Source organism: Thalassoglobus sp. (assembly GCF_048270125.1).
Taxonomy (GTDB): Bacteria; Planctomycetota; Planctomycetia; order Planctomycetales; family Planctomycetaceae; genus Thalassoglobus.
Genome location: NZ_JBLWTN010000007.1, coordinates 1 through 21,786 on the forward strand (window position 1 = coordinate 1; position 21,786 = coordinate 21,786).

A 21,786-nucleotide genomic window follows, 5' to 3' on the forward strand; every position below is an offset into this window, starting at 1 on the left:
GTTCAGTCCCCAAGAATGTTTGAATTACATTCACTCCTGCGGCTACACTGCAAACCAAACCTGAAGATGCTCTAGAGAGCAAAACCAACGCCAGGCTGAATGTACTGTTTCGTAGCGAGCAGCCTACGATGCCGTGAAAGTGATCTTCACTGGCACCAAAAGCAATGGAGGAGATGCTTAAACGAGTTCCGGCATCGGTGTTGTTTTCTCAAGCAGGTATTGAGGTCGTCCTGAGAGATCTTTCAGGAAAGCGGCATCAGGGTCGATGCCCAGACTACGGTACAGAGTCGCCAACACTTCGCTGAAGTGAACGGGACGATCTGCAATTTCCGCTCCCAGACGATCAGTTGCTCCAATCACCTGACCGGTACGAATTCCACCTCCAGCGAGAAGCCCACCACCGACAGCTGGCCAGTGATCGCGTCCAGCATCTTTGTTGATTCGCGGAGTCCGTCCGAACTCTCCCCAAGCGATCACAGAAACGTCGTCAGAAAGTCCACGATCGTGAAGATCTTCAATCAATGCACTCAAGCCTTGGTCGAAGTATGGCAAGTGTCCGCTTTTGAGCCCGTTGAAGTTGTTGCTGTGGAAATCCCAACGACCAAAGTTGAGCGTGACCACGCGTGCTCCCGCTTCGATCAGCCGCCGTGCCATCAGGAAATGTTCCAAGTCCATCGGTGCCCCGTCGCCGTAACGTTTGGGACTCCCTTTGCCGTAGCGATCACGAACTTCTTGTGGCTCTCTGGTGACATCAAGAGCGTCAGCCAGCTTGCTCGAAGTGAGGATGTCGAACGCCTGCGAATTCAGGCTGTCCATCCCGTCCAATGTTCCGCTCGCATCAATATCTCGACGTAACTGATCGAACCCTTGAAGCAAATTCTTTCTGCTATCCAAGCGGTCAACAGAGATGTCGCTGAGGACCATATCTTTCCGGGCTGGTCCCGATGGACGAAACGCTGCGTTCCCGACACCAAGGAACCCCGGCAATCCGGGTGATCCATATGGGGGATGGCCCGTATCTGGCGAAAGTCCCACGAAGGCTGGGACAGCTGCGTTTTTCGGTCCCAAAACTTTAGTCGCCACTGCTCCCATCGACGGCCAACCGCCAGATGGCTGATTTTGAGTGGGCCGACCGGTGTAACAAATGAAAGAATCGTGAGCCCCATTCGGTGAGCCATAAACTGACCGCAGCGGAACACACTTGTCCATGATCGATGCCATTCTTGGCATATGCTCGCAAATTTCGATCCCGGAAACATTGGTCGCAATCGGCTGAAATTCTCCACGAATTTCTGATGGGGCGTCCATTTTCAGATCGTACATGTCTTGATGCGGTGGAGCCCCGCACATGTAGATCATGATAACCGCTTTATTCGAATTTCGAATGCCCGCCTGCTGCTCCGCTCGCAGCAGATTTGGAAGCGTGAGCCCACCCAGTGAAAGCGCGCCAATCTGGAGCACTTCTCGACGGGTTAAGCCATCACACAGCGGCTTGCTTTTTCCGGTAATCGAAAGCATGGCGAATTGATCTATTTGGTGGGAGATCGGGGGTGGGATTACTACAATCGCTGACCACTGCACATCCAGCACGAGGTCAAGTCGAGGCATTCAGTCATCATAGTTCATTGATCGGACAAATGTGAACCTCAACATCAATTTTTACCGATTCAACGATCTCCGCAACCGAGATCAACGACGCTTGGTGAATTCCTCCCGTTCTGCCTCATGGGGGGGCCGATTTTCCACACAAAAGCACTCCCCCACCGGCAGAGGTAACGCGAATGCCCTCAAACGATGGGAAAGCAGGTCATTCGCTCTGATTGCTCACACATTATTCAACAGCTGATCCCGTGTCAGAACGGAAATGGTGAGCCTACGACGCCACCAATGAGGCCAAAACTTTGCGTGTTCCCGTAAAATTCCGACGACCGTGCATGGCGACAAAATTATCCACCAACGCCACATCGCCGCTTTGCCAGGGGACATCAAATGTGACTTGATCAGCAAGTTCAGCACATTTCAAGACAGCCGCTTGATCCAAGATTGAACCATCGCCGTGGCGGATTGATTTTGAAGGGTCGTTGCGCTCATCTTTCCAACCTTTATACGCAGCGATCAATTGATTGAAGAAGGTCTTCCGCCCATCACCGAGGTCTCGGACCGCAGGCAAAACGGGGGTGACTGCTTTCAAGCTTCCATCGTCCAGCCATTCCCAGGTATAGCCAAGTTCCAGCATTCGGCTTTCGGCTTCCTCTTTTGCCTGCGAACGAAACGTACTTTGCCAGCTGCGTCCCATCCCGGAGTTCGGGTCATCGAAGTTGGGCATCACGTTCGTGTATTGCAGCCCTTTCTCTTCGCAATCCTTAGCGAACTGCGGAATCTCTTTGAGCATCAGCTCAAACAACGCATCCGAACGGCACAAAGGCGTCGCTCCACCGGTCTCCGCTGCATGCTCACAAAAGAAGAAGAGCTTACTTGGATAAATCGGCGTCTGTGCCATTTCGTGGTGCAGGAAGATCGTCACATTCGAAGGAGCTTCATTCGCGGTGAACACTCGATCTGTTTTCACAACACGCACAGCATTTGAAAGTGACTCCTCATACTTGAAATTCGGATAACCGCAGGCACGCACAAAGGCATCGAAACCATTCGCATCCTTGAGCGGAAATCCACGAAACAGAATCGCTCCGTGCTCGAACGCTTGCTGATTGAAATTTTGTGCATTGGCTGCCACCCACTCCTGCGTCTGTTCCAGGCTGACGTCTGCATCCTGGCATTCCAGAATGAGCGGAAAAATCTTTCCGTTTGATTCAAACTGTCCGTCGATTGAAAGTTCTTGAACGTTCATAGCAACTCTTCTAATATCATTTTCGGATGGGTGTTTCGGACACTGCCTCAAGGTCAACAGTAACTTCACTGGTGGAGTGCGTTCGACACAGGCAGACTTGAGCGCAAACTACTCTAGAACTGATCCTGAAACTTGAAATTGCTCTCTCAAACGTTGAGAAAAGCGGCTGTTCCAGAGGTTTTCGGACTGGTACTAATCATAAATCGGACAAAAAGTATCAAACGCTGCCGGTCCAAATTCTCCTGGATCGTTAAATCGTCGATTCTGATTCAATGCGGAAATCGCCTGCATCTCTTTTTCGGTCAGTTCGAAATCAAAGATGTTCAAGTTTTCCTTGAGGCGTTTTTTGCTGCTGGTTTTAGAAACAATGGAAGTCCCCCGCTGGACTCCCCAACGCAAGACCACTTGAGCTGGCGTTTTCTCAAGTCGCTCAGCGATCTTGATGACGACACCCTCTTCAAGGACCGATTCTTTCTTTTCTGCCATTCCGATTGGAACATATGAAAGAGCCCCCAACGGAGAGAATCCCGTAACTGCGATCTCCTCTTGCTGACAATATCTCAGCAACTTTTCCTGAGTCAAATATGGATGCAGTTCAACCTGTAAAACACTCGGACGAATCCGGGCAGAACTAAGTAAGTCACGAATGAGTCCGGTCGAGAAGTTGCAGATTCCAATATTCTTGACCAGACCTTCGGTCACAAGTTCCTCCATGGCCTGCCAGGTTTCATGAATCGGAACCGGTGCGAACTCCATCTGGGTCTGCTCCGCGTCCGGATCGAAAATCCAGCCGGGGGGATAACGAGACTCAATCGGCACGTACATCAGCGAAATGGGAAAGTGAATCAAGTACAGATCAAGATAGTCCAGCCCTAAATCGTCGAGCGATTTTTGAAAAGCGGGACGTACGTGTTCAGGAGCGTGGTAGGTGTTCCACAGTTTTGACGTGACCCAAAGATCTTCTCGCGAGCAAACTCCTGATTCGATTGCGTCTCGTATCCCATCCCCAACACCTTCTTCATTCCCATAATCGCAGGCACAGTCGAGATGCCGGTAGCCGAGTTCGATCGCCGTACTAACGACTGCACCGACTTCAGAAGGATCAATCTTCCAAACACCAAGACCAGCCGAAGGAAGCTGGTCTCCAGAAGGGAGGGGTATCATTTCAGACATGTCTCAGAACTTATTTCCAAACTTATAACGTCTTCTCGAATTCACAGACGAAATCGCAAATCCCATTCGCGGTGTAGTATAGACTCTCACACCATTTGATGAACATAACTCTACTCAAAAAAAAATTGCAACCATCTCGTTTGAGGCTTCAACTGTATGGAAGCTCACACATTGCAGTTCCAAATATCAAGTTCATTGCGAAGAATCATGATCTCGCTGAGATACAGTCTGGTCTTGAGGCAGACGCTCACTATGATTTGAATGGATTCCGTCAACTTGTTGTTTCCCTCGAGAAATCAGAGTTTCATGACAATTGATTTGAATAACCTGGAGGGGCTTGCCAAACCTGCAATGACGGCGGTGTGCCTGGGGCTCTTTTGGACTTGGGAGACACTCTTTCCATTCTTTGAGTTTCAGGCAAATCGCTGGAGGCACGCCGGTCGGAACGTTGCAATTGCATTGATGAACACCATGATCATGGCGACTCTCTTCGGAATCGCTACGGTTTCTGTTGCCAATTGGGCGCAGGTCAATCAATGGGGCCTCTTAAACTGGAGTCAGATTCCAACTCCTTGGAGAATCCTGGCTGCAATTCTGCTGCTCGATAGTTGGTTGTACATTTGGCATCGTCTCAATCACCGCATTCCTTTGCTGTGGAGATTCCACCGCATGCACCATTCTGATCCTGCGATGGATGTCACAACAGCAACGCGTTTCCATCTTGGCGAGTTGATCGCTTCAGCGGGAATCCGTCTTGGCCTCATTCCTGTTTTGGGTGTCACAGCGTTTGAAGTTCTCGTTTCAGAAACGATTGTGGTCATCGCCACAATGTTCCATCACGCCAACATCTCAATCGGTAAGTTCGAGCCCATCATGCGCTGGTTCATCGTCACACCAGGAATGCATAAGGTCCATCACTCGCGATACCGACCAGAGACCGACTCGAACTATTCCGTTTTCTTATCCCTCTGGGATCGCCTCGGGCTCACATACCGCCAGCGTCAGGATGGCAACGAGGGGCTTGAGTTGGGCCTTGATGAAATGACCGAAGAGAACTGGCAAACAATTCCTGGCATGCTGAAGACGCCGTTTGTCACTCCCAAACAGCCCACAAATCCGAAGTCATAATCAGGCTCGGCTTTCTGGATTCGCCTTCGGACGAAGTTCTGCTTCAATGGATAGGCGACCAAAGAATTCTGGTCCATTCGCGTTCATTTTTCTGAACATGAACCAGCGCAAGTTGCTAACCGAACTGGATGGGCGGGTTATACTGGCTGGGGCGTTTGGATCTTTTTTCCTGAATGGAAACAAAACTCAACATCGCTGCAAAACGTTATTTCTAAACGTGTTATGCCTTGTTGACTATTTGAAACATCGCCTCATTTGTGCGGGATCTCTCATAAGCGGCACAACGACTGCATTCCTGATGCAATGACAGGAGGAAACAACTCGTTTCACTCTTGCACTTCAAGCAAAGCACGTCGTCCCGTGCTTTGTTGTGCCAACTGCCTGGACGAAGGCAACTGTCACATCCCTGTGGTCGATCGGATCAGCTTCGATCACAGCCGAACAACTCGGCACTATCGTCGAGTCATTACAAAAAAAACAAAACAAAAAATGGGAACTTAAATATGTTGCGTACACTGCTCAATGATGAAGCTGGCTTCATCGTCTCTGCCGAACTTGTCCTCGTCGCCACCATCCTCGTGATTGGAATGATTGTTGGCCTTAGCGAAGTCCAACATGCAGTCGTCGCTGAACTCAACGACGTTGCCGATGCCATCGGAAATCTGAACCAAAGCTATTGCTTCTCTGGATTCTCAAAAGCAAAACAACACGGTGGCGTTGCTGCTTACACCCGCGGATCAATTTTCCATGACACTCAGGATGAATGCGATAACAACCAATGTGATATCGATTGCGACGTGCCTGTGAACGAAGGTCCGAAACGAAACTAAAATTGTAACGGACTGCTTTTAAGACTGAATAAGCGGCTGTTTCGGCTCTCTGTCCGAAGCAGCCGCCTTTTCTATTGTCCTGAGGTGGTCATCGAAAACCGATAAAACGCTCATCTCTTCAACAGGCTTGTCAGGGCTTCTTACTTCCTGCTTTGGGTTTCTTCGACTTCTTCGGTTTCGTTTTCTCTTTGTCGAATTCAGCGTCGGGAACGTTCTCTTTCGGAAGCCATTTCTGAAGCTCAGTGATTGTGGACTTCATGGATGGTTCACGAGCAAGGTTATTGAATTCACCCGGATCGGCATTGTGGTCGTACAATTCTTCATCACCGTTCGCATACTGAATATACCGATAACGGTCGGTGCGGATTGCATGGTTTTTTCTTCCATGCGTTGTGATGGCAGGCTGTGACCAGTCCGCATTAGGATCTTTCAGCAGTGAGACAATACTTTTTCCATCAAGCTTTTCAGGTTGGGGGACATCGCAGAGTTCACACAAAGTGGGATAAACACTCATCAAATCGACTGTTGCATCACAACGAGATCCCGGTTTTGTCATGCCCGGAACCGAGATGAAAAATGGGACTCGAGTCGCCTCTTCCCAAAGTGCAAATTTTCGCCAGTGTTCTTTCTCACCAAGATGCCATCCGTGGTCGCCCCACAGAACGACCACAGTGTTGTCATTAAATTCGCTCGCTTCCAGCGCATCAAGGACGCGTCCGACTTGTGCATCGGCAAAAGTGATACTGGCAAGGTATCCCTGCACAGCGTAATCCCAGTTATTGGTTTCCAGAATCTTCGCATGATCTCCTTGAGGTTTTGCCATCTTGAGACCAGCACCTGGAACGTCGTTAAGATCTCCGTCGGGGAGATAAGGGGTTTTAATTTCATCGATTGGGTACATGTCGTAATATTTTTGTGGAACCTGCCACGGCATGTGTGGGCGATAGATTCCGCAGGCGAGGAAGAAGGGCTTCTCGTGCGTTGCTTCTAGATAGTCGATGGCGTAGCTGGCCGTTTTGTAATCAAACATTTGATCGTCTTCGACATCGAGCGCCCCCCAGATGATCCCCCCTGCTCTACTGTGTGGATCGTTCAGAACTTTTTCACTGGGTTTTGGGTCTCCACCTTTCTTCAGGTAATCATCCCATGATTCGGGCTCGTCGTAGCTTCCATGCATGATCTTCCCTGCCCCGACAGAGTGATAACCATGTTGTGAAAGATGCTTTGGCAGCAAGACTGCATCGGGCATCGCTGGTCGCCACGGTTGTGGGTTGAGATATACCCCACTGTTCCAGGGACGAATGCCTGTCATCAAAGCGGCTCGCGAAGGGTTACATGCCGGAGCAGCACAATAGGCTTTCGTAAACGTCATCCCACGTTCCGCGAGACGCTCCAGATTCGGTGTCTTGATGCCATTGTATCCACCAAGCGGGCTGATCCAGTCATTAAGATCATCAATGGCTATGAACAGAACGTTCATCTTTTCAGCTGCGTGCGAACTGTTCGCGACCAAAATGCCAATTGAAACAAAACAGAATACGCGGAGAAATTTCATGGCTGCCCCTCAAAAATACACATGGACTATAAAAACAGAGCCGCACACTCAGGAGTGTGCGGCTGAAAATTCAGTGTAAATCACATGCAGACGAATCACACGTTGCTCGTTATGGGAGTTCAACAGTTTTCAGATCGATTTGATCTGCGTCAGCAATCAAAACGACAGCGTGTGTGTCGTTCAACTTATCGAGTTGAACAACATTCGTCAGGCTTTTGACGGTTTCAAAAGGCTGACCGGCAACACCACCATTCCGGACTGGCGAGGTGATCGGTTTCTGATTTTCGATGTCTTCCGTGCTGATCTTCATGACGCCGCGATTGTTGTTTGAGAGCAGCAGGAAGCTTTTGCCATCCTTCTCGTAGACAATCATATCGAGTGGTTGATTACGATTTCCGAGCTCAGCGACGGTTGTCGCGGTGATTTTGTCGGATGACTCGACTGCTGAAACGGGGAACTTCACCAATGGTGTGCAAACGAAACCGGCCAGAAGATTCGCTTCTCCGTTGATGATGAACGGAACGAATGTGCGAATTGCTGAGTAGTCTTCGCTTTTCCCATGAGCACCATGATAGATTTCAAGCCCTGCCCCTTTGTCTGCTTTGTTGAACGGGAAGACCACGGAGGTCACTCCTGATGGAGAGTCACCCTTTCGGTATCCCGAGACAATGACTTCGCCATCGACGAAGGCCAGATCCGTGATTGATTCGCCCCGCAAATTCTTCTCGCGACGTCCCACTTTGACGACGGCATCCTCCGCGGCATTGCTGAGTTCTTTTTTCGCAAAAGGAATGTTTTTCAATGAGACTTCTTTCACTTCGCTCCCATTGATTTTGACCAGTGCCGGGCCTTTCCCTTTTGCAGTGACCAGAATGTAAACTGTTCCAGATTCCGGATTCACTGCCAGGTCGTTGATTTTGACATCCGCTTTAAGGACTTCTTTGATCGCTTCAGTGACCCCTTCAAGTTCGTGCATGGCTTTGGCAGGAGAGCTTTTCTTTTCGCCCGTCTGAATAGCAAAGACAGACGCTCCCATCGGGTCTCCAATGAAGAGAATTCCACTCGGGCCGAAGGCCATTGGGCCAGCTGATTTGATGTCAGGATTGCCGGGGGTGAGGCCGTAAATATCGGCAGCGTAGGTGGGAGGGCAAGCGAGTAGCAGCCCAAGGGTGAGAGCAAGTAAAGACCGTCGCATCTGTTGATCCTCTTGTTAAAGAAGTTAGCTCCGCGCGGTCGGTATCATACCGTCCGCGGGAACAAATTCTCAACGATGCAGCAGTCTTGAGGCATTCATCCTCAAGGTCTCTTCGAACTGAAAAGCTGAGCCGGGCGAGAAACGATTCAAGGTGTTACACCCTGTGGGGGCAGAGAGGACAAGTCTTCTCCTTGCCCCTCTGTTTTAACTTGCCACTGAATCATCACTTTCGCTGCGACTCTGAACGATGCGCCCCTGACAGGTTTCGTTACGCGTCGAGCGCGTTTTTCATGTCGGCGACGAGGTCTTCTGGCGACTCGATTCCAATGGAGACTCGGATCGTTTTTTCGCTGATGCCCGCCTCTTTTCTGGCCTCAGCAGTCATAGAGGCATGGCTCATGGTTTCAGGATATTCGATGAGTGATTCGACACCGCCGAGAGATTCAGCCAGTTGAAAGAGCTTGAGATTTTTGAAGAGTTTCTCTGCAAACGCACGATCTTCCGTGACATCGAAACTCAACATGGCTCCGAAGCCTTCCTGTTGCGATTTTGCAAGTTCGTGCTGCGGGTGCGATTCCAGTCCGGGGTAGTAAACACGTTCAACTTTTGGGTGTTCATCGAGCATCCTGGCGACAGCAATGGCACCTCGCTGATGAGCCTCCATGCGCGGTCCCAGTGTCTTCACGCCACGTAGTACCAGCCAGGCATCAAACGGTGAACAGGCCAGCCCCATCGCATTGACGATGTATGAGATACGTTCCTGGTGCTCGCTTTTTTTCGTGATGACAGCACCACCAACAACATCAGAGTGTCCGTTGAGATACTTCGTCGTTGAGTGAATGACAACATCAACCCCCATGTCGAGAGGGCGTTGCAGGTAAGGTGACAGAAATGTGTTATCGGAGATCGAAATGAGATTGTTCTCGCGAGCAATTTCGACCATGTCTGCAATATTGACGATGTTCAGAAGTGGATTGCTCGGCGTTTCAATCCACAACCCTTTGGTCTCAGGTGTGATGGCTGATTTAACTGCTTCGACATCGCGCATATTCACGAACGAAAATTTGTATCCCTGCGATGTGAAGACATCGTAGAACAGACGGAATGTTCCACCGTAAATGTCGTTTCCGGTGATGATGTGGTCACCCGGTTTGAAGAGGTACATCGCTGCGGTGATGGCCGACATACCGGTGCTGACGGCGCGGCAGTCGATTCCCCCTTCGAGAGAAGCGAGGTTTTCCTCCAACGCTCGCCGCGTTGGATTTCCACTACGGGTGTAGTCGTAACCGCTATTGGTTTCGAGGTCGTTCCAATAGAACGTTGAACTCGGATAAATGGGCGTTGTACAACTGTTGTATGCAGAGTCTTTGTTGACTCCGGTGTGAACGCAGCGTGTTTGAAAGTCCATGTCGTCATCCTGCAAAGAGTGTCTGGTCAGGTAGTCTATCGGGTCAGAAACGCTTGTCGAGAGTGAATCGATTCTGAGAAACGGCCACATCGAAAAAGAGAGTGCAACAGGAAATCTCGACAAGTCCGTTATCGAAGAGGTTCGCCGCTTTGCGGCAGTTTAGAGACTGAGTCGAAAATCGAACTTTGGCCTCCCAGGCACTGAAGAGACCCTTCATGACAGGAATTTCCAGATAAAGGCTTTGAACGCTCTCCCCTTTTGCCCCTCTCAGTCGTGGCGAAACAGGCGATTTCCCATTATTCAACGGTTCCGCCAACTCAGTTCACAATCCAGGAGATGGCAACGGTGACGAAGGGCAACAAGCTGAGAAAGGCTGCTGCGGTTGTTGCCGAGGACTGTTTGATTCCAGAATACCAGAGCCAAGTTCCCAGAGTGATTCCGCCAGCTCCCCACCAGATGCCAGCCAGCCAGGCTTTTGTCGACAGCGAGTTCCACGAGATCGGAGTTCCATCGGCAAACGCAAACGGGAGGATGATTAAGACTGAAACCAATGTCGAAAGTGCCGCCAGCGTCATCGGAGAAACCGTTCTGGTCGCAACCTTGGCAAATAAAATTCCGGCAGCTTCACAAAAGACGGCAGCGATGCTCAATACGACTCCAAGTGCCAACCAGAAGAATTCCTGATTTGTCGCGTCTGCCCGAGTACATGCAGCTCGAAGAACCAACGCACTACAGCCTGCAACGACGATCCAGCCAAGCTGCTTTCGCTTGGGGCGATCTCGAAAGAAGATGATCGCACCGAGTGCCGTCACAATTGGAGTGAAACTGGTGACAGTGCAAATCACAGTGCAAGGAGCCAGCTTCGTACTGCAAAGCATCAATCCAGAAACAGCAACGAGTGACGCTGCAATGAGGAACACAAGGAGTGCATCGTTTGTTCCGATCCTGCGGATCTCATCGCGGCGTTTCCAGATCATGGGGAGAAATAAAATCGCTGCAACCGTCAGACGAATCGCTGTCCCGTCGAAAACATGCACTTCGCTCGTAAGGATCTGACTTACAGGCAGCGCAGTTCCGAATAAGAGAATAGCAAGCCCCATTTGAATGTGGGCAATCGATTGCTGCGACGAACGGAACATGAATTTCAACAGATTGAAGACAACGTATTCGTAGAAAAGATTTCACTGAAAAGGTGAGAACTGATTCTGAAACTTGAAATTGCTCTCTCAAACGTCGAGGAAAGCAGCGGTTCCAGAGGTTCTCGGATTGGTTCTAAAACATTTTTCGAATTGTGTGCGCGATCCACCTCGAGGAGTTCGGCGTTTTTCTTGGGAGAACCGTTTCTCATGGGCATTGAAAGTACGAAAGTGCTCTGGTGAGCCCCCCGCTCGTCGGTGAATCACCAGGTTAAGGGCAACAATGGATCAAAAAAATTAGTGCAATCGAAAAACGGCTGCGATAAAATGGGCTCCTGTAAAACGTTGTCCGATCACGAGTGATCGAAATTTGCCTTCAGCGCTTCGCTGAATTCGAACCCGATCATTGCAGTTTAAAATCCTGCAAGTTCATCTCAATGTGAAAAACTTGAACTCAATCTACGAAGATGAACTCATTTGAAACTACCCGCGTACCAGTGGCATCACAATTGAAATAAGCCGCTGGTAACTCGCAATTCCGATATTCCTGATTCACTGACTGAATCAATTCGCGAACCCAAATAGGCTGCTCAATTTACCTCAGCAGCCTTTGTTGACTCGTTGTCCCATGGTTGTAGTGAATTAATACAGCACTCTTGCTTTGCATACCCATGAACGCTTCTCTAAATACCCGGATGCCCCTGTTTCTGCGGAATGCGTTTCGTGATGTACTGACGGTGTTGATTTTTCTGACCGCCCCCTTTGCTACGAATGCAGCGGAAAAAAAGATTGATTTCAATCGGGACGTTCGTCCGATTCTGGCGGACGCCTGTTTACATTGTCACGGTGGCGATGTCGAAACACGCGAAGCTGGATTACAACTCGATTCCGCTGAAAACGTTCTCGAAGCACGCGATGGATATTCCATAATTGTGCCCGGTCAACCTGAACGGTCTGTCCTTATACTGCGAATCCTCTCTGAGGATGCTTCAGAAAAAATGCCTCCTTCGGACGCGAAGCGGCAACTGACGGTTCAAGAAATCGAGATTCTGAAAACGTGGATCGCCCAAGGAGCTCCGTACGCCAAACATTGGGCGTTTGTCACACCTCAAAAGCCATCCGTACCATCTGTGAGCACAGACTCTGCTCGCGCGCCTCGCAACGAAATTGACAACTTTATTTTGAAACGGCTCGAAGATTCACCTCTGAGCCCAAAAGCGACAACTGACAAGCGAACTCTCATTCGGAGAGTGACCCTCGATCTGACCGGGCTCCCTCCAACTCCAGATGAGGTTCAAAATTTTCTGGCAGATGAATCATCAGCTGCTTACGAGAAGCTTGTGGGTCGGTTGCTCGCCTCTCCGCGATACGGCGAGCACATGGCTGTCACCTGGATGGACCTGGCCCGCTACGCTGACTCGGGGGGCTATCAGGGAGATATTCCAAGAACCATGTGGCCGTGGCGCGACTGGGTTATCAAAGCGTACAACTCAAATATGCCGTTTGACCAGTTTACGATTGAGCAACTTGCGGGCGATCTTCTTCCAGATGCGACAGATGAACAGATCATCGCGACAGGGTTCAATCGCAATCATCGGGTGAACGATGAAGATGGAATTATTCCCGAAGAGTTCCGCATGGAATATGTCGTCGATCGTGTCGAGACAACCTCAGCGACATGGATGGGACTCACACTCGGCTGTGCACGGTGTCACGACCACAAGTTTGACCCATTGAGTCAGCGGGAGTTTTACTCTTTCCTCGCCTACTTCAATAGCGTTGATGAATTCGGACGCGGATACGGCAACACGCAGCCTCTTTATTATTACGACAAGGAAACTCAGGCAGTCATCGAGAAAATCGACCAAGACATCATCGAACTCGGTGATGCTGCTCAGGGTGAGTATTCCAAGCTGATGGAGTTGAAAAAGCGACGCGATGAGGTCCTTTCAAAATCGTTGACGACGATGGTGATGAAGGACCTTCCGACGCCGCGAAAAAGCTACATTTTGAAACGAGGTCAATACGATCAACCGTTAGCAGAAGTGAGCCACGGCGTTCCCGCTGAGATACTGCCACTCCCTGAAGATGCACCGGCAAACCGGATGGGGTTGGCACAGTGGCTGCTTGACCCGAAACATCCCTTGACCGCTCGCGTCGCAGTCAATCGCTATTGGCAAATGCACTTCGGTCGCGGACTGGTCTCAACACCTGAAGATTTTGGAACGCGTGGCGAAGCGCCTTCTCATCCAGAGTTACTCGACTGGCTGGCGATTCGGTTTATTGAAAGTGGTTGGGACGTCAAAGCGATGCACCGTCTCATTGTCACCAGTGCAACTTATATGCAGGACTCGTCAGCGACCGAGGAAGAGTACCGGATCGATTCGCGGAACCAGCTTTTAGCACGCGGTCCTCGCGTCCGGATTAGTACTGAAATGATTCGAGATCAAGCGCTTGCAGTCGCAGGCCTGTTAGATGATCGCATTGGTGGTCCATCGGTGAAACCGTATCAGCCTGACGGTGTCTGGAGCGAAATGGTCTCCTTCGCCCGAGATTACGAGCAATCGACTGGGGCTGACCTTTATCGCCGAAGCTTGTACACCTTCATCCGCCGCACAGTTCAACCCCCGGCAATGAATGCTTTCGACTTTCAAAGCCGTGAGATGTGTCAGGTCAAGCGTCCAACGACCAATACACCGCTGCAAGCGTTGGTCCTAATGAACGATCCCACATACGTCGAAGCCGCACGAATCCTTGCCAGTCGAACAATCATCGATGCGAAAGAAGAGACTTCCGACGAAGACTGGATTGCTAAAGTTTTCAGTCAGGTGCTCATTCGGGAACCATCCGAGAAGGAACTTGGAATCTTGCTTGCTCAACTCGATTTCCATCGGACTCAGTATTCCTGGCAGCCAAAATTGGCAGAGGGGCTTGCCAAGATCGGGGAGAAAAAAATCGTGCAGGCGATCGATGTTTCTGAACTCGCTGCACGAACGGCCATCGTCAGCCTTATTCTGAATCTTGATGAAACTCTCAACCGGGAATAATGCGATGAACCAGATTTCTGAGCATGCAAATCGTCTTTCTCGTCGCTACTTCTTTGGACGTAGTGCGAGCGGATTGGGTGTGGCTGCGCTCGGTTCATTACTGGGAAATCTGTCTGCAGAAGCTGGCACCAATCCAGGCATCCCGCAGACAACGGCTAAAGCGAAGCGGGTGATTTACCTGTTTCAGTCAGGCGCTCCTTCTCAGATGGATTTGTTCGATCACAAGCCCGCAATCGCAGAGCGATACGGCGAAGAGCTCCCGGCTTCAGTCCGAATGGGTCAGCGTTTAACCGGAATGACCGCGAAGCAGGACCGGCTTTGCATTGCCCCAACAATTTACGACTTCAAGCAGCACGGCAAGAGCGGAGCCTGGGTGAGTGACTTGATGCCACACACCGCGAAGATCTCTGATGATTTGTGCTTCATCAAGTCGATGCACACCGATGCCATCAATCACGATCCGGCGATCACATTTTTGATGACTGGAAGTCAACTTCCCGGTCGGCCGAGCATGGGCTCGTGGGTATCCTATGGACTCGGAAACGAAAACCAGAATTTACCCGCCTTTGTGGTGATGTCATCAAAAGGAACCGGACGACCAAACGGGCAACCACTCTATCAACGCTTGTGGGGGAGCGGGTTCATTCCGTCACAACATCAGGGAGTTCGATTCGGGAACGGCTCTGATCCGGTTCATTACCTGTCGAATCCAACCGGCCTCAACCGAGCTGATCGTCGCAAATGGCTCGACTCGCTGGCTGCAATGAATGAACTCAAACAGCAGGAAACTTTTGACCCGGAGATCGAAACGCGAATTTCACAATATGAAATGGCCTTTCGAATGCAGGCTTCAGTTCCAGAACTGACCGATGTCTCGGACGAACCTCAATCGACTTTTGATTTGTACGGTGAAGATGCAAAACAGCCCGGAACGTTCGCTGCGAACTGTTTGCAGGCTCGCCGGATGGCAGAGCGCGGAGTCCGATACATCCAACTGTTTCATCGTGGATGGGATCAGCATGTGAATCTCCCGAAGCAACTTCCGGGACAATGCAAAGACACGGACCGGGCTTCTGCGGCACTTGTGACTGATCTCAAACAACGAGGCTTACTCGATGAGACACTCGTCATCTGGGGCGGAGAATTTGGACGGACGATTTACTGCCAGGAAGCGCTGAGCGCCGACAACTACGGGCGCGACCATCACCCAAGATGCTTTACAATGTGGGTTGCAGGAGGAGGATTTCAACCGGGCCTCAGTTACGGAGAGACCGACGACTTCTGCTACAACGTTGTTGACAAGCCAGTCTCAGTCCACGATCTCCACGCGACCCTGCTCCACTGTCTTGGCTTCGACCATGAGAGAATGACCTATCGTCACCAGGGACGCGATTATCGACTGACTGATGTTCACGGAAGCGTTGTTCAGGACTTGCTGGCGTAGTCAACTTTGATCACAAGGTTAAAGCGCGTAGCAAAGATGGAGTTTGACTCATCGTCGTCCAAGGCAATGGTCCCGGTCGACAGCTCGTTAATTTTTAGCGCTGACCACACCAACTGTTATGGAATGTTTAGAACCAGTCCGAAAACCTCTGAAATAGGTGGTTTCCTCAACGTTTGAGAGAGCAACTTCACGTTTCAGGACCAGTTCTAATCCTGTTGAGCTTCCTCAGCCCAACTCTGCATTTCGACAAACAGAAACGATGCTGTCCAGGCGATGAGTACAAGACCGGTCAAGGTCTCCAAAGCTGTCATGAATCGAAGTGCACCAACGGGAGTCAGATCGCCAAACCCAAGAGATGTATAAACGACAAACGAGAAGTACCAGTAATCGTTTGAAGTGTTCCCACTTGAGTCGATGATCGCTCCATAGCGGTCCCAGGAAACGAGCAGTGAATAACAGAGTGAAAAGAGCATCATTTCAACGACATGCGTCAGCAATGCTCCCAAAATCACAAGGTTAATCCACCACTTTCTTTTCTCTCCAAACCGACTACGAAGGCTCGAAAGTGAAATTAGAGAGTTGTAATGAATCCCCACGCAGGCGATGACCAATAATGACGAAATTAAAATTACGGTGATCATCTATCGCATTTTTCGAATTGGCGTTCGAGTTCTGCCTCGTGGCGAGCATCAATTGACCAGTGAAACGCATTCTACACGGGCACACATTAGAGCAAAAGGCTCTCTCGGACCGTTATCGGAGTTGTCACAGAGCAAAAATCTGTCTCGCATCAATCAAAACATTGATGCAGATCATGTAGAAGCTGCCTCTTTCTCAGGAGGATTCGCTACGACTTCTTTCTTGCTGGAAAATAGAACAAAGAACACCGGGACGAACAGCAAAGAGAAGACGGTCGCCGCCATCATTCCGCCGACAACTGCGTTTCCGACCGCTTGACGACTCGCTGCTCCGGCGCCAGCTGCGACAAGCAGCGGCAGAAATCCAAGGATTGAAGAGAATGCAGTCATTAAAATAGCACGAAATCGCAGGCGTGCTGCATTGACTGCTGCTTCACGAAGAGGAAGGCCGTCACGACGTTGTTCGGCAGCAAATTCAACAATCAGAATCGCATTCTTACTTGCCAGTGCAACCAGCAAAACGATCCCGATTTGCGTGTAAGTATTGTTGTCAGCTCCACGAGAAATCAGTGCAATCACAACCCCCAAAACCGCTAAGGGAACGACTGCAATGACCGCAGCCGGACTCCTCCAGCTTTCGTACTGAGCAGCAAGAACAAGAAAGACAAAAACGACAGCGAGCGTAAAGATCAACGCTTGCCCCCCGGCTGCAATTTTTTCCTGATAGGACATTCCGGTCCACTCAAAACCGAATGCATCAGGAAGTTCCGCATGAGCGAGTTCCTCCATCAGCTCTAAGCCTTGTCCAGAACTATAGCCTGCCGCAGCAGAGCCATTCACCGAAGCACTTGGGTATAAGTTGTATCGTCGAACCGCAGAGGGGCCAAATTTGTCTTGCACATCAACCAAAGAGCCAAGGGGAACCATTTTTCCAGTAGAATCGCGAACATCAAGACTTTCAATGTCCGAGGGCTTTGCTCGAAACACAGATTCGGCTTGAACGCGAACCTGATACGAACGATTGAGATAGGTGAAATCATTGACGTACGCAGAGCCGAGGTAAGCCTGCATTGTTCCGAAGACTGAACTCAACGGGACATCCATCGTTTTTGCTTTTGTGCGATCGACGTCGACAAAAATTTGTGGAACATTCGCACGGAAGGTTGAATTCAATGCTTGCAAACCAGATTGCGAGTTCCCGACTGTCGAAATTTGATCGGCCGCCGCCTGGAGTTCTCCGAGACCGGCGTTCCCTTTATCCTGGATTTCCATCTGGAAACCGCCAGCGTTTCCTAGCCCATCAATCGGAGGGGGAACAAAGCCAAAAACAATCGCTTCCTGAAGTCGACTGACTTTTCTTTGCAGTGCACCAACAATGGCATCTTGCTGTAAATGAGGTTCTTTCCGATCATCCCAAGGATCGAAAATGATTACAGAAAGGCCCTGGTTTGAACCAGCTGTCCCACTCAATAGAGAATACCCTGAGATACTCACCCACTCCTTGATACCGGGAATCTCTTTGTAGATCCCATCCAGTTTTGACATCACTTCCCGCGAACGCTGGCTGGATGCTCCGTCAGGCAACTGAATGTTGACAAACATATATCCCTGATCTTCGGTTGGAACGAATCCCGTAGGCAAACTGGTATAGGTCCAGCCGGTCAGCGTGACCAAGCCAACGTAAACCAGCATCACAACTGCAATCACTCGCACAAGGCGCTTCACAATCGCGGTGTAGCCGTTCGTAACAAAATCAAAACCTTTATTGAACCAGCGGAAGAGGACAAACTGTTGCTCTTTTGGTGCCCGAAGAATCAACCCGCACAACGCAGGGCTTAATGTCAGTGCATTGAGGGTACTAATGAGAACGGCTGCAGAAATCGTCAGAGCAAACTGACGATTTAGCTCCCCGGTAATCCCTCCCATGAATGCTGTGGGGACGAAGACCGCTAAAAGCACGAGCGTCGTCGCAATCACCGGACCTGTAATTTCTTCCATCGCCTTCACAGCGGCATCTTTCGGAGAGAGTCCTTTCTCCAGATGCCGGGTTGCATTTTCGACGACCACAATGGCATCGTCGACCACGATTCCGATTGCGAGTACGACTCCAAACAGTGAGAGCATATTAATGGAAAATCCCAGTCCGCTCATGATGGCGAATGTTCCAATCAATGAGACCGGGATAGCGATCACCGGGACAATGGTGGATCGCCAATCCTGGAGGAAGATGAAGATCACAATCACGACAAGTGCGGCAGCTACGAAAAGCGTGCTGTAAACTTCTTGAATGGAGGCTTCCACAAAACGAGTCGTATCGAACGGGACAGCATATTCCAGTCCTTGCGGCCAGCTATTCGCTTTCGCCAATTCATCAAGTTTCAATTTGATTGCCGCTGCGGTTTCCAAGGCATTCGCCCCGGGCAATTGATAAATCGCGATCGAAGTGGACGGTGTTCCGTTATAGGTCGAATCGAACGTGTAGGTTTTCGCCCCCAGCTCGACCCGAGCAACATCCTTCACGCGCAGGATTCGCCCATTCTCTCCAGTCCGGATGATGATGTTCCCAAACTCTTCAACATCTGCGAGACGTCCTTGCGTGCTCACAGTCAGTTCGAATTGTGTCCCCGGAGGTGCAGGTGCTGCTCCAATCTGACCGGCAGCGACCTGAACGTTTTGCTCCTGAATCGCACTCGTCACATCTTCAGTGGTCAATCCACGTTGTTTCAGCAAACGCGGGTCGAGCCAAACACGCATGCTGTAATCCCCTGCCCCGAAGACAGTCACTTCTCCGACTCCGGCGACACGGCTGAGTTCATCTTTTAGTGCGAGTGCATAGTTACTGAGATAGAGTGCGTCGTATTCCCCGTCAGGAGAAGAGAGCGCAATGAACTGCAAAATTTGAGTGGACTGTTTTTTGGTCGTGATCCCTTGCCGGCGAACCTCGTCAGGAAGTCGAGACTGTGCAATAGCAACACGGTTCTGTACGAGAACCGTTGCCATGTCCATATCTGTCCCGACATTGAACGTCACCGTAAGCGTATAAGAGCCATCGCTGGCACTGGTGGAGGACATGTAAATCATGCCTTCGACACCGTTGACTTCTTGCTCGATAGGGGTGGCGACTGTTTCCGCAACGGTCTCTGCATCCGCACCAGGGTAAACAGCACTCACCTGAACCGTCGGAGGAGCAACTTCCGGAAACTTTGAGACGGGCAAGGTGCCGAATGAGACGAGTCCTGCAATGACGACGACAATTGAAATGACGGTCGCAAAAATTGGTCGGTAAATAAAAAAGCGTGACATCAGTAAGTCAATCCGGTCAGAGAGTTATTGAGAATCCGCTGGTGATGACGATTCCACAATCCCACTCCAGGGAGAGAATGTCTGGGACAGCCTCGCGGGAGTATCCGGTCAGGGATCACACAAACTGACCCGCGGGCACGATCAATCATTTTTCGTATCAGCTTCTTGAGGAGAGTCTTGCTCTGCACTGATATTATTACTCACCATTTTGACTGGAGCTAACTTGGTCTCTTTGAGAGTCACAATCGTTCCGGGACGAGCTCGCTGACTCCCCTCAAGGACAACTTGATCGTCTGCGGAAATGCCCTCTTCGATGAGAGTCATGCCACCGAAGGATTGGCCAGTGACAACCGGTTTTCGTTCGACTTTCTTTTCGGCATTCACGACGAGTGAGTAAGTTCCTCGTTGATCACGGAAGACAGCACTCTCCGGGATAAGAATTGAATTCGTCAACTGACCGACCGGGACACGAACATTGACGAACAACCCCGGGAGTATCCGGTCGTCAGCATTGTCAAAGATGCCCCGGATTGCCAGTGTTCCAGTGGAGCGGTCGACTCCTTCTTGATCCACATAATCCAAGTGCCCTTCAAAAATGTACTCGGTATCGATCTCACGTTTGAGGTAGACTGGAACACTCCGATATTTCACCTCTCCCGGTTTCGACTCTTCTCCGTTGTCACGTCGAGCTTGTTGTAAACGAAGGGCCTCACGATCGCTGATATTGAAATTGGCATAAATCCGCGATTTATCAACGATGGTTGCCAGTTCGGAACCGTTTTGGACGAGGTTTCCTTTTTTAATCGCCGTCTTGGTTGTCACTCCAGAGATCGGAGCAACAACTTTGGTAAACTCCAGGTTGAGGTCAGCCTGAGCCAGATTGGCCTCAGCTTTGGCAAGGTCTGCTTTAGCTGAATCGACAGCTGCGTCAGCGGCCTCCTTGGTTGCAATCGCTGCGTCGTGAGCAGCTTTGGATTCGTCAAGCTCTTGCTGGGTCGACGCTCCTTTATCGAAAAGTTCTTTGTACCGCTTGAAGTCTAAGCTAGCACGGGTGACCTCAACTTCAGAAACTCCAACTTGAGAATTTGCAACATCAACGAGTGCTGCTGATGATGTGACAGAGGCTTTTGCTGAGTTTCGGGCAGCCACGTACTCTCGCTGATCGATGACATAGAGAAGCTCATCTTTTTTGACCAAATCTCCTGGTTGAAAATTGATCTCTTCCAGGAATCCTTCCACACGAGCGCGAACATCAGCACGCTCAACCGCTTCGGTCACTCCCGTTTCTTCGATATACAGGGTTACCGTTTGCACGACAGGATTCGCAACTGTCACTTCAGGCGGAGGAGGAGCTTTGAAGGAGTTGTCCGGAGGACCTCCACCACACCCTGACAAGAGGAAGCAAAGGCAGCAAGTGGTCAACACGGTGGACAGTCGAAAACGATGTCTCTGAGGTGCCACCCTCAGACTGAGAGCCAGACAGAGGGTGTTGCTAATCTGTGTACAGTGCATCTATCTGAGTCCCACATCGGGTGATGAGATTATCGTTGAGTCGCCGGAATAGAAGAGGTTACGTTACCTCTTCTGAATTCACAATATATGGAACGACTTCGCTAAGACTTTCTTTAGATTCATGGCTTCCCGAGTAATTGAATGAAGTCTCAGAGAAAATTAGTATCGAGTCTTACGTCCTGCTTCGTGCTGACCTGCCTATGGAGCATCTTTGGAGTTGGCGTACAGGTTCTACCCCGTGGCGAACAGCATTTCTGCTAGAACTGGTCTCAAAACTTTCTGTTCACTTATCTGGTACAGAGAAAGGTCGCGATTCCGGAAGTTCTGAGACTGCTTCCAGAGAAATGCGTTCTTCACGAGGCAGATCCTGCAAACCAATTCGAAAGATGCTCTAGAAAAATCACTACAAGGAAAGGGCGTTGATGCTGTTGATCAAGCGGGTTTACAAAACGCCGTTTTGCTTGCAGGAATTTTTTGCCAGCTTTTCCTTTGAACTTTACAATTAGAAACGTGAGTAATTCTGGCCAAAGCATTGCGGAAAAGAACCGCACTGTTGATGGGAAAGATCT

The 21,786-nt window shown here is 50.2% G+C and carries 14 protein-coding genes; 4 read left to right on the top strand and 10 right to left on the bottom strand.

From position 1 onward, the window contains the following. Positions 1-177: 177 nt before the first annotated feature. The 3 genes from ACN0YR_RS10370 to ACN0YR_RS10380 all read right to left on the bottom strand — a co-directional run bounded on the left by ACN0YR_RS10370 (position 178) and on the right by ACN0YR_RS10380 (position 4,021). A complete protein-coding gene (locus ACN0YR_RS10370) occupies positions 178-1,518 on the bottom strand; it encodes a DUF1501 domain-containing protein (protein WP_417849342.1) in 1,341 nt (446 codons plus the stop codon). A 355-nt stretch (positions 1,519-1,873) separates the two neighbouring features. Further along, positions 1,874-2,848 (bottom strand): TauD/TfdA family dioxygenase, encoded by a 975-nt coding sequence (locus ACN0YR_RS10375; protein ID WP_417849146.1) that lies wholly within the window; start codon positions 2,846-2,848, stop codon positions 1,874-1,876. Positions 2,849-3,040: 192 nt separating this feature from the next. Further along, entirely contained in the window at positions 3,041-4,021 is a 981-nt protein-coding gene (locus ACN0YR_RS10380; RefSeq protein WP_417849147.1) for an aldo/keto reductase, read from the bottom strand. Positions 4,022-4,327: 306 nt separating this feature from the next. On the opposite strand from ACN0YR_RS10380, the gene ACN0YR_RS10385 reads away from it, so the two are divergent. Further along, positions 4,328-5,149 (top strand): sterol desaturase family protein, encoded by an 822-nt coding sequence (locus tag ACN0YR_RS10385; RefSeq protein WP_417849148.1) that lies wholly within the window; start codon positions 4,328-4,330, stop codon positions 5,147-5,149. Positions 5,150-5,652: 503 nt separating this feature from the next. Continuing rightward, a complete protein-coding gene (locus tag ACN0YR_RS10390; RefSeq protein ID WP_417849149.1) occupies positions 5,653-5,979 on the top strand; it encodes a hypothetical protein in 327 nt (108 codons plus the stop codon). Between the two features lie 130 nt (positions 5,980-6,109). Here ACN0YR_RS10390 and ACN0YR_RS10395 read toward each other — a convergent pair whose 3' ends face one another. From ACN0YR_RS10395 to ACN0YR_RS10410, 4 genes are all read right to left on the bottom strand, one after another. Beyond that, on the bottom strand, positions 6,110-7,534 hold the full coding sequence (locus ACN0YR_RS10395; protein ID WP_417849150.1) for a sulfatase: 1,425 nt from the start codon (positions 7,532-7,534) through the stop codon (positions 6,110-6,112). 109 nt (positions 7,535-7,643) lie between these two features. Further along, positions 7,644-8,729 (bottom strand): hypothetical protein, encoded by a 1,086-nt coding sequence (locus tag ACN0YR_RS10400; RefSeq protein WP_417849151.1) that lies wholly within the window; start codon positions 8,727-8,729, stop codon positions 7,644-7,646. Positions 8,730-8,997: 268 nt separating this feature from the next. After that, positions 8,998-10,137 carry a trans-sulfuration enzyme family protein gene (locus ACN0YR_RS10405; RefSeq protein ID WP_417849152.1) on the bottom strand — a complete coding sequence of 380 codons (1,140 nt, stop codon included), beginning with the start codon at positions 10,135-10,137 and terminating at the stop codon, positions 8,998-9,000. 317 nt (positions 10,138-10,454) lie between these two features. Next, positions 10,455-11,276: a DMT family transporter gene (locus tag ACN0YR_RS10410; protein WP_417849153.1), complete on the bottom strand. Its 822-nt coding sequence runs from the start codon at positions 11,274-11,276 to the stop codon at positions 10,455-10,457. 668 nt (positions 11,277-11,944) lie between these two features. Between ACN0YR_RS10410 and ACN0YR_RS10415 the strand changes: the two genes are divergently transcribed. Further along, positions 11,945-14,320 (top strand): PSD1 and planctomycete cytochrome C domain-containing protein, encoded by a 2,376-nt coding sequence (locus ACN0YR_RS10415; protein WP_417849154.1) that lies wholly within the window; start codon positions 11,945-11,947, stop codon positions 14,318-14,320. A 4-nt stretch (positions 14,321-14,324) separates the two neighbouring features. Continuing rightward, positions 14,325-15,764: a DUF1501 domain-containing protein gene (locus tag ACN0YR_RS10420; RefSeq protein WP_417849155.1), complete on the top strand. Its 1,440-nt coding sequence runs from the start codon at positions 14,325-14,327 to the stop codon at positions 15,762-15,764. 206 nt (positions 15,765-15,970) lie between these two features. Here ACN0YR_RS10420 and ACN0YR_RS10425 read toward each other — a convergent pair whose 3' ends face one another. From ACN0YR_RS10425 to ACN0YR_RS10435, 3 genes are all read right to left on the bottom strand, one after another. Next, a complete protein-coding gene (locus ACN0YR_RS10425; protein ID WP_417849156.1) occupies positions 15,971-16,405 on the bottom strand; it encodes an ion channel in 435 nt (144 codons plus the stop codon). A 171-nt stretch (positions 16,406-16,576) separates the two neighbouring features. Continuing rightward, complete coding sequence (locus ACN0YR_RS10430; RefSeq protein ID WP_417849157.1) at positions 16,577-19,705, bottom strand: efflux RND transporter permease subunit; 3,129 nt, start codon at positions 19,703-19,705, stop codon at positions 16,577-16,579. A 141-nt stretch (positions 19,706-19,846) separates the two neighbouring features. Beyond that, positions 19,847-21,130 carry an efflux RND transporter periplasmic adaptor subunit gene (locus tag ACN0YR_RS10435; RefSeq protein WP_417849158.1) on the bottom strand — a complete coding sequence of 428 codons (1,284 nt, stop codon included), beginning with the start codon at positions 21,128-21,130 and terminating at the stop codon, positions 19,847-19,849. Between the last annotated feature and the right edge of the window lie 656 nt (positions 21,131-21,786).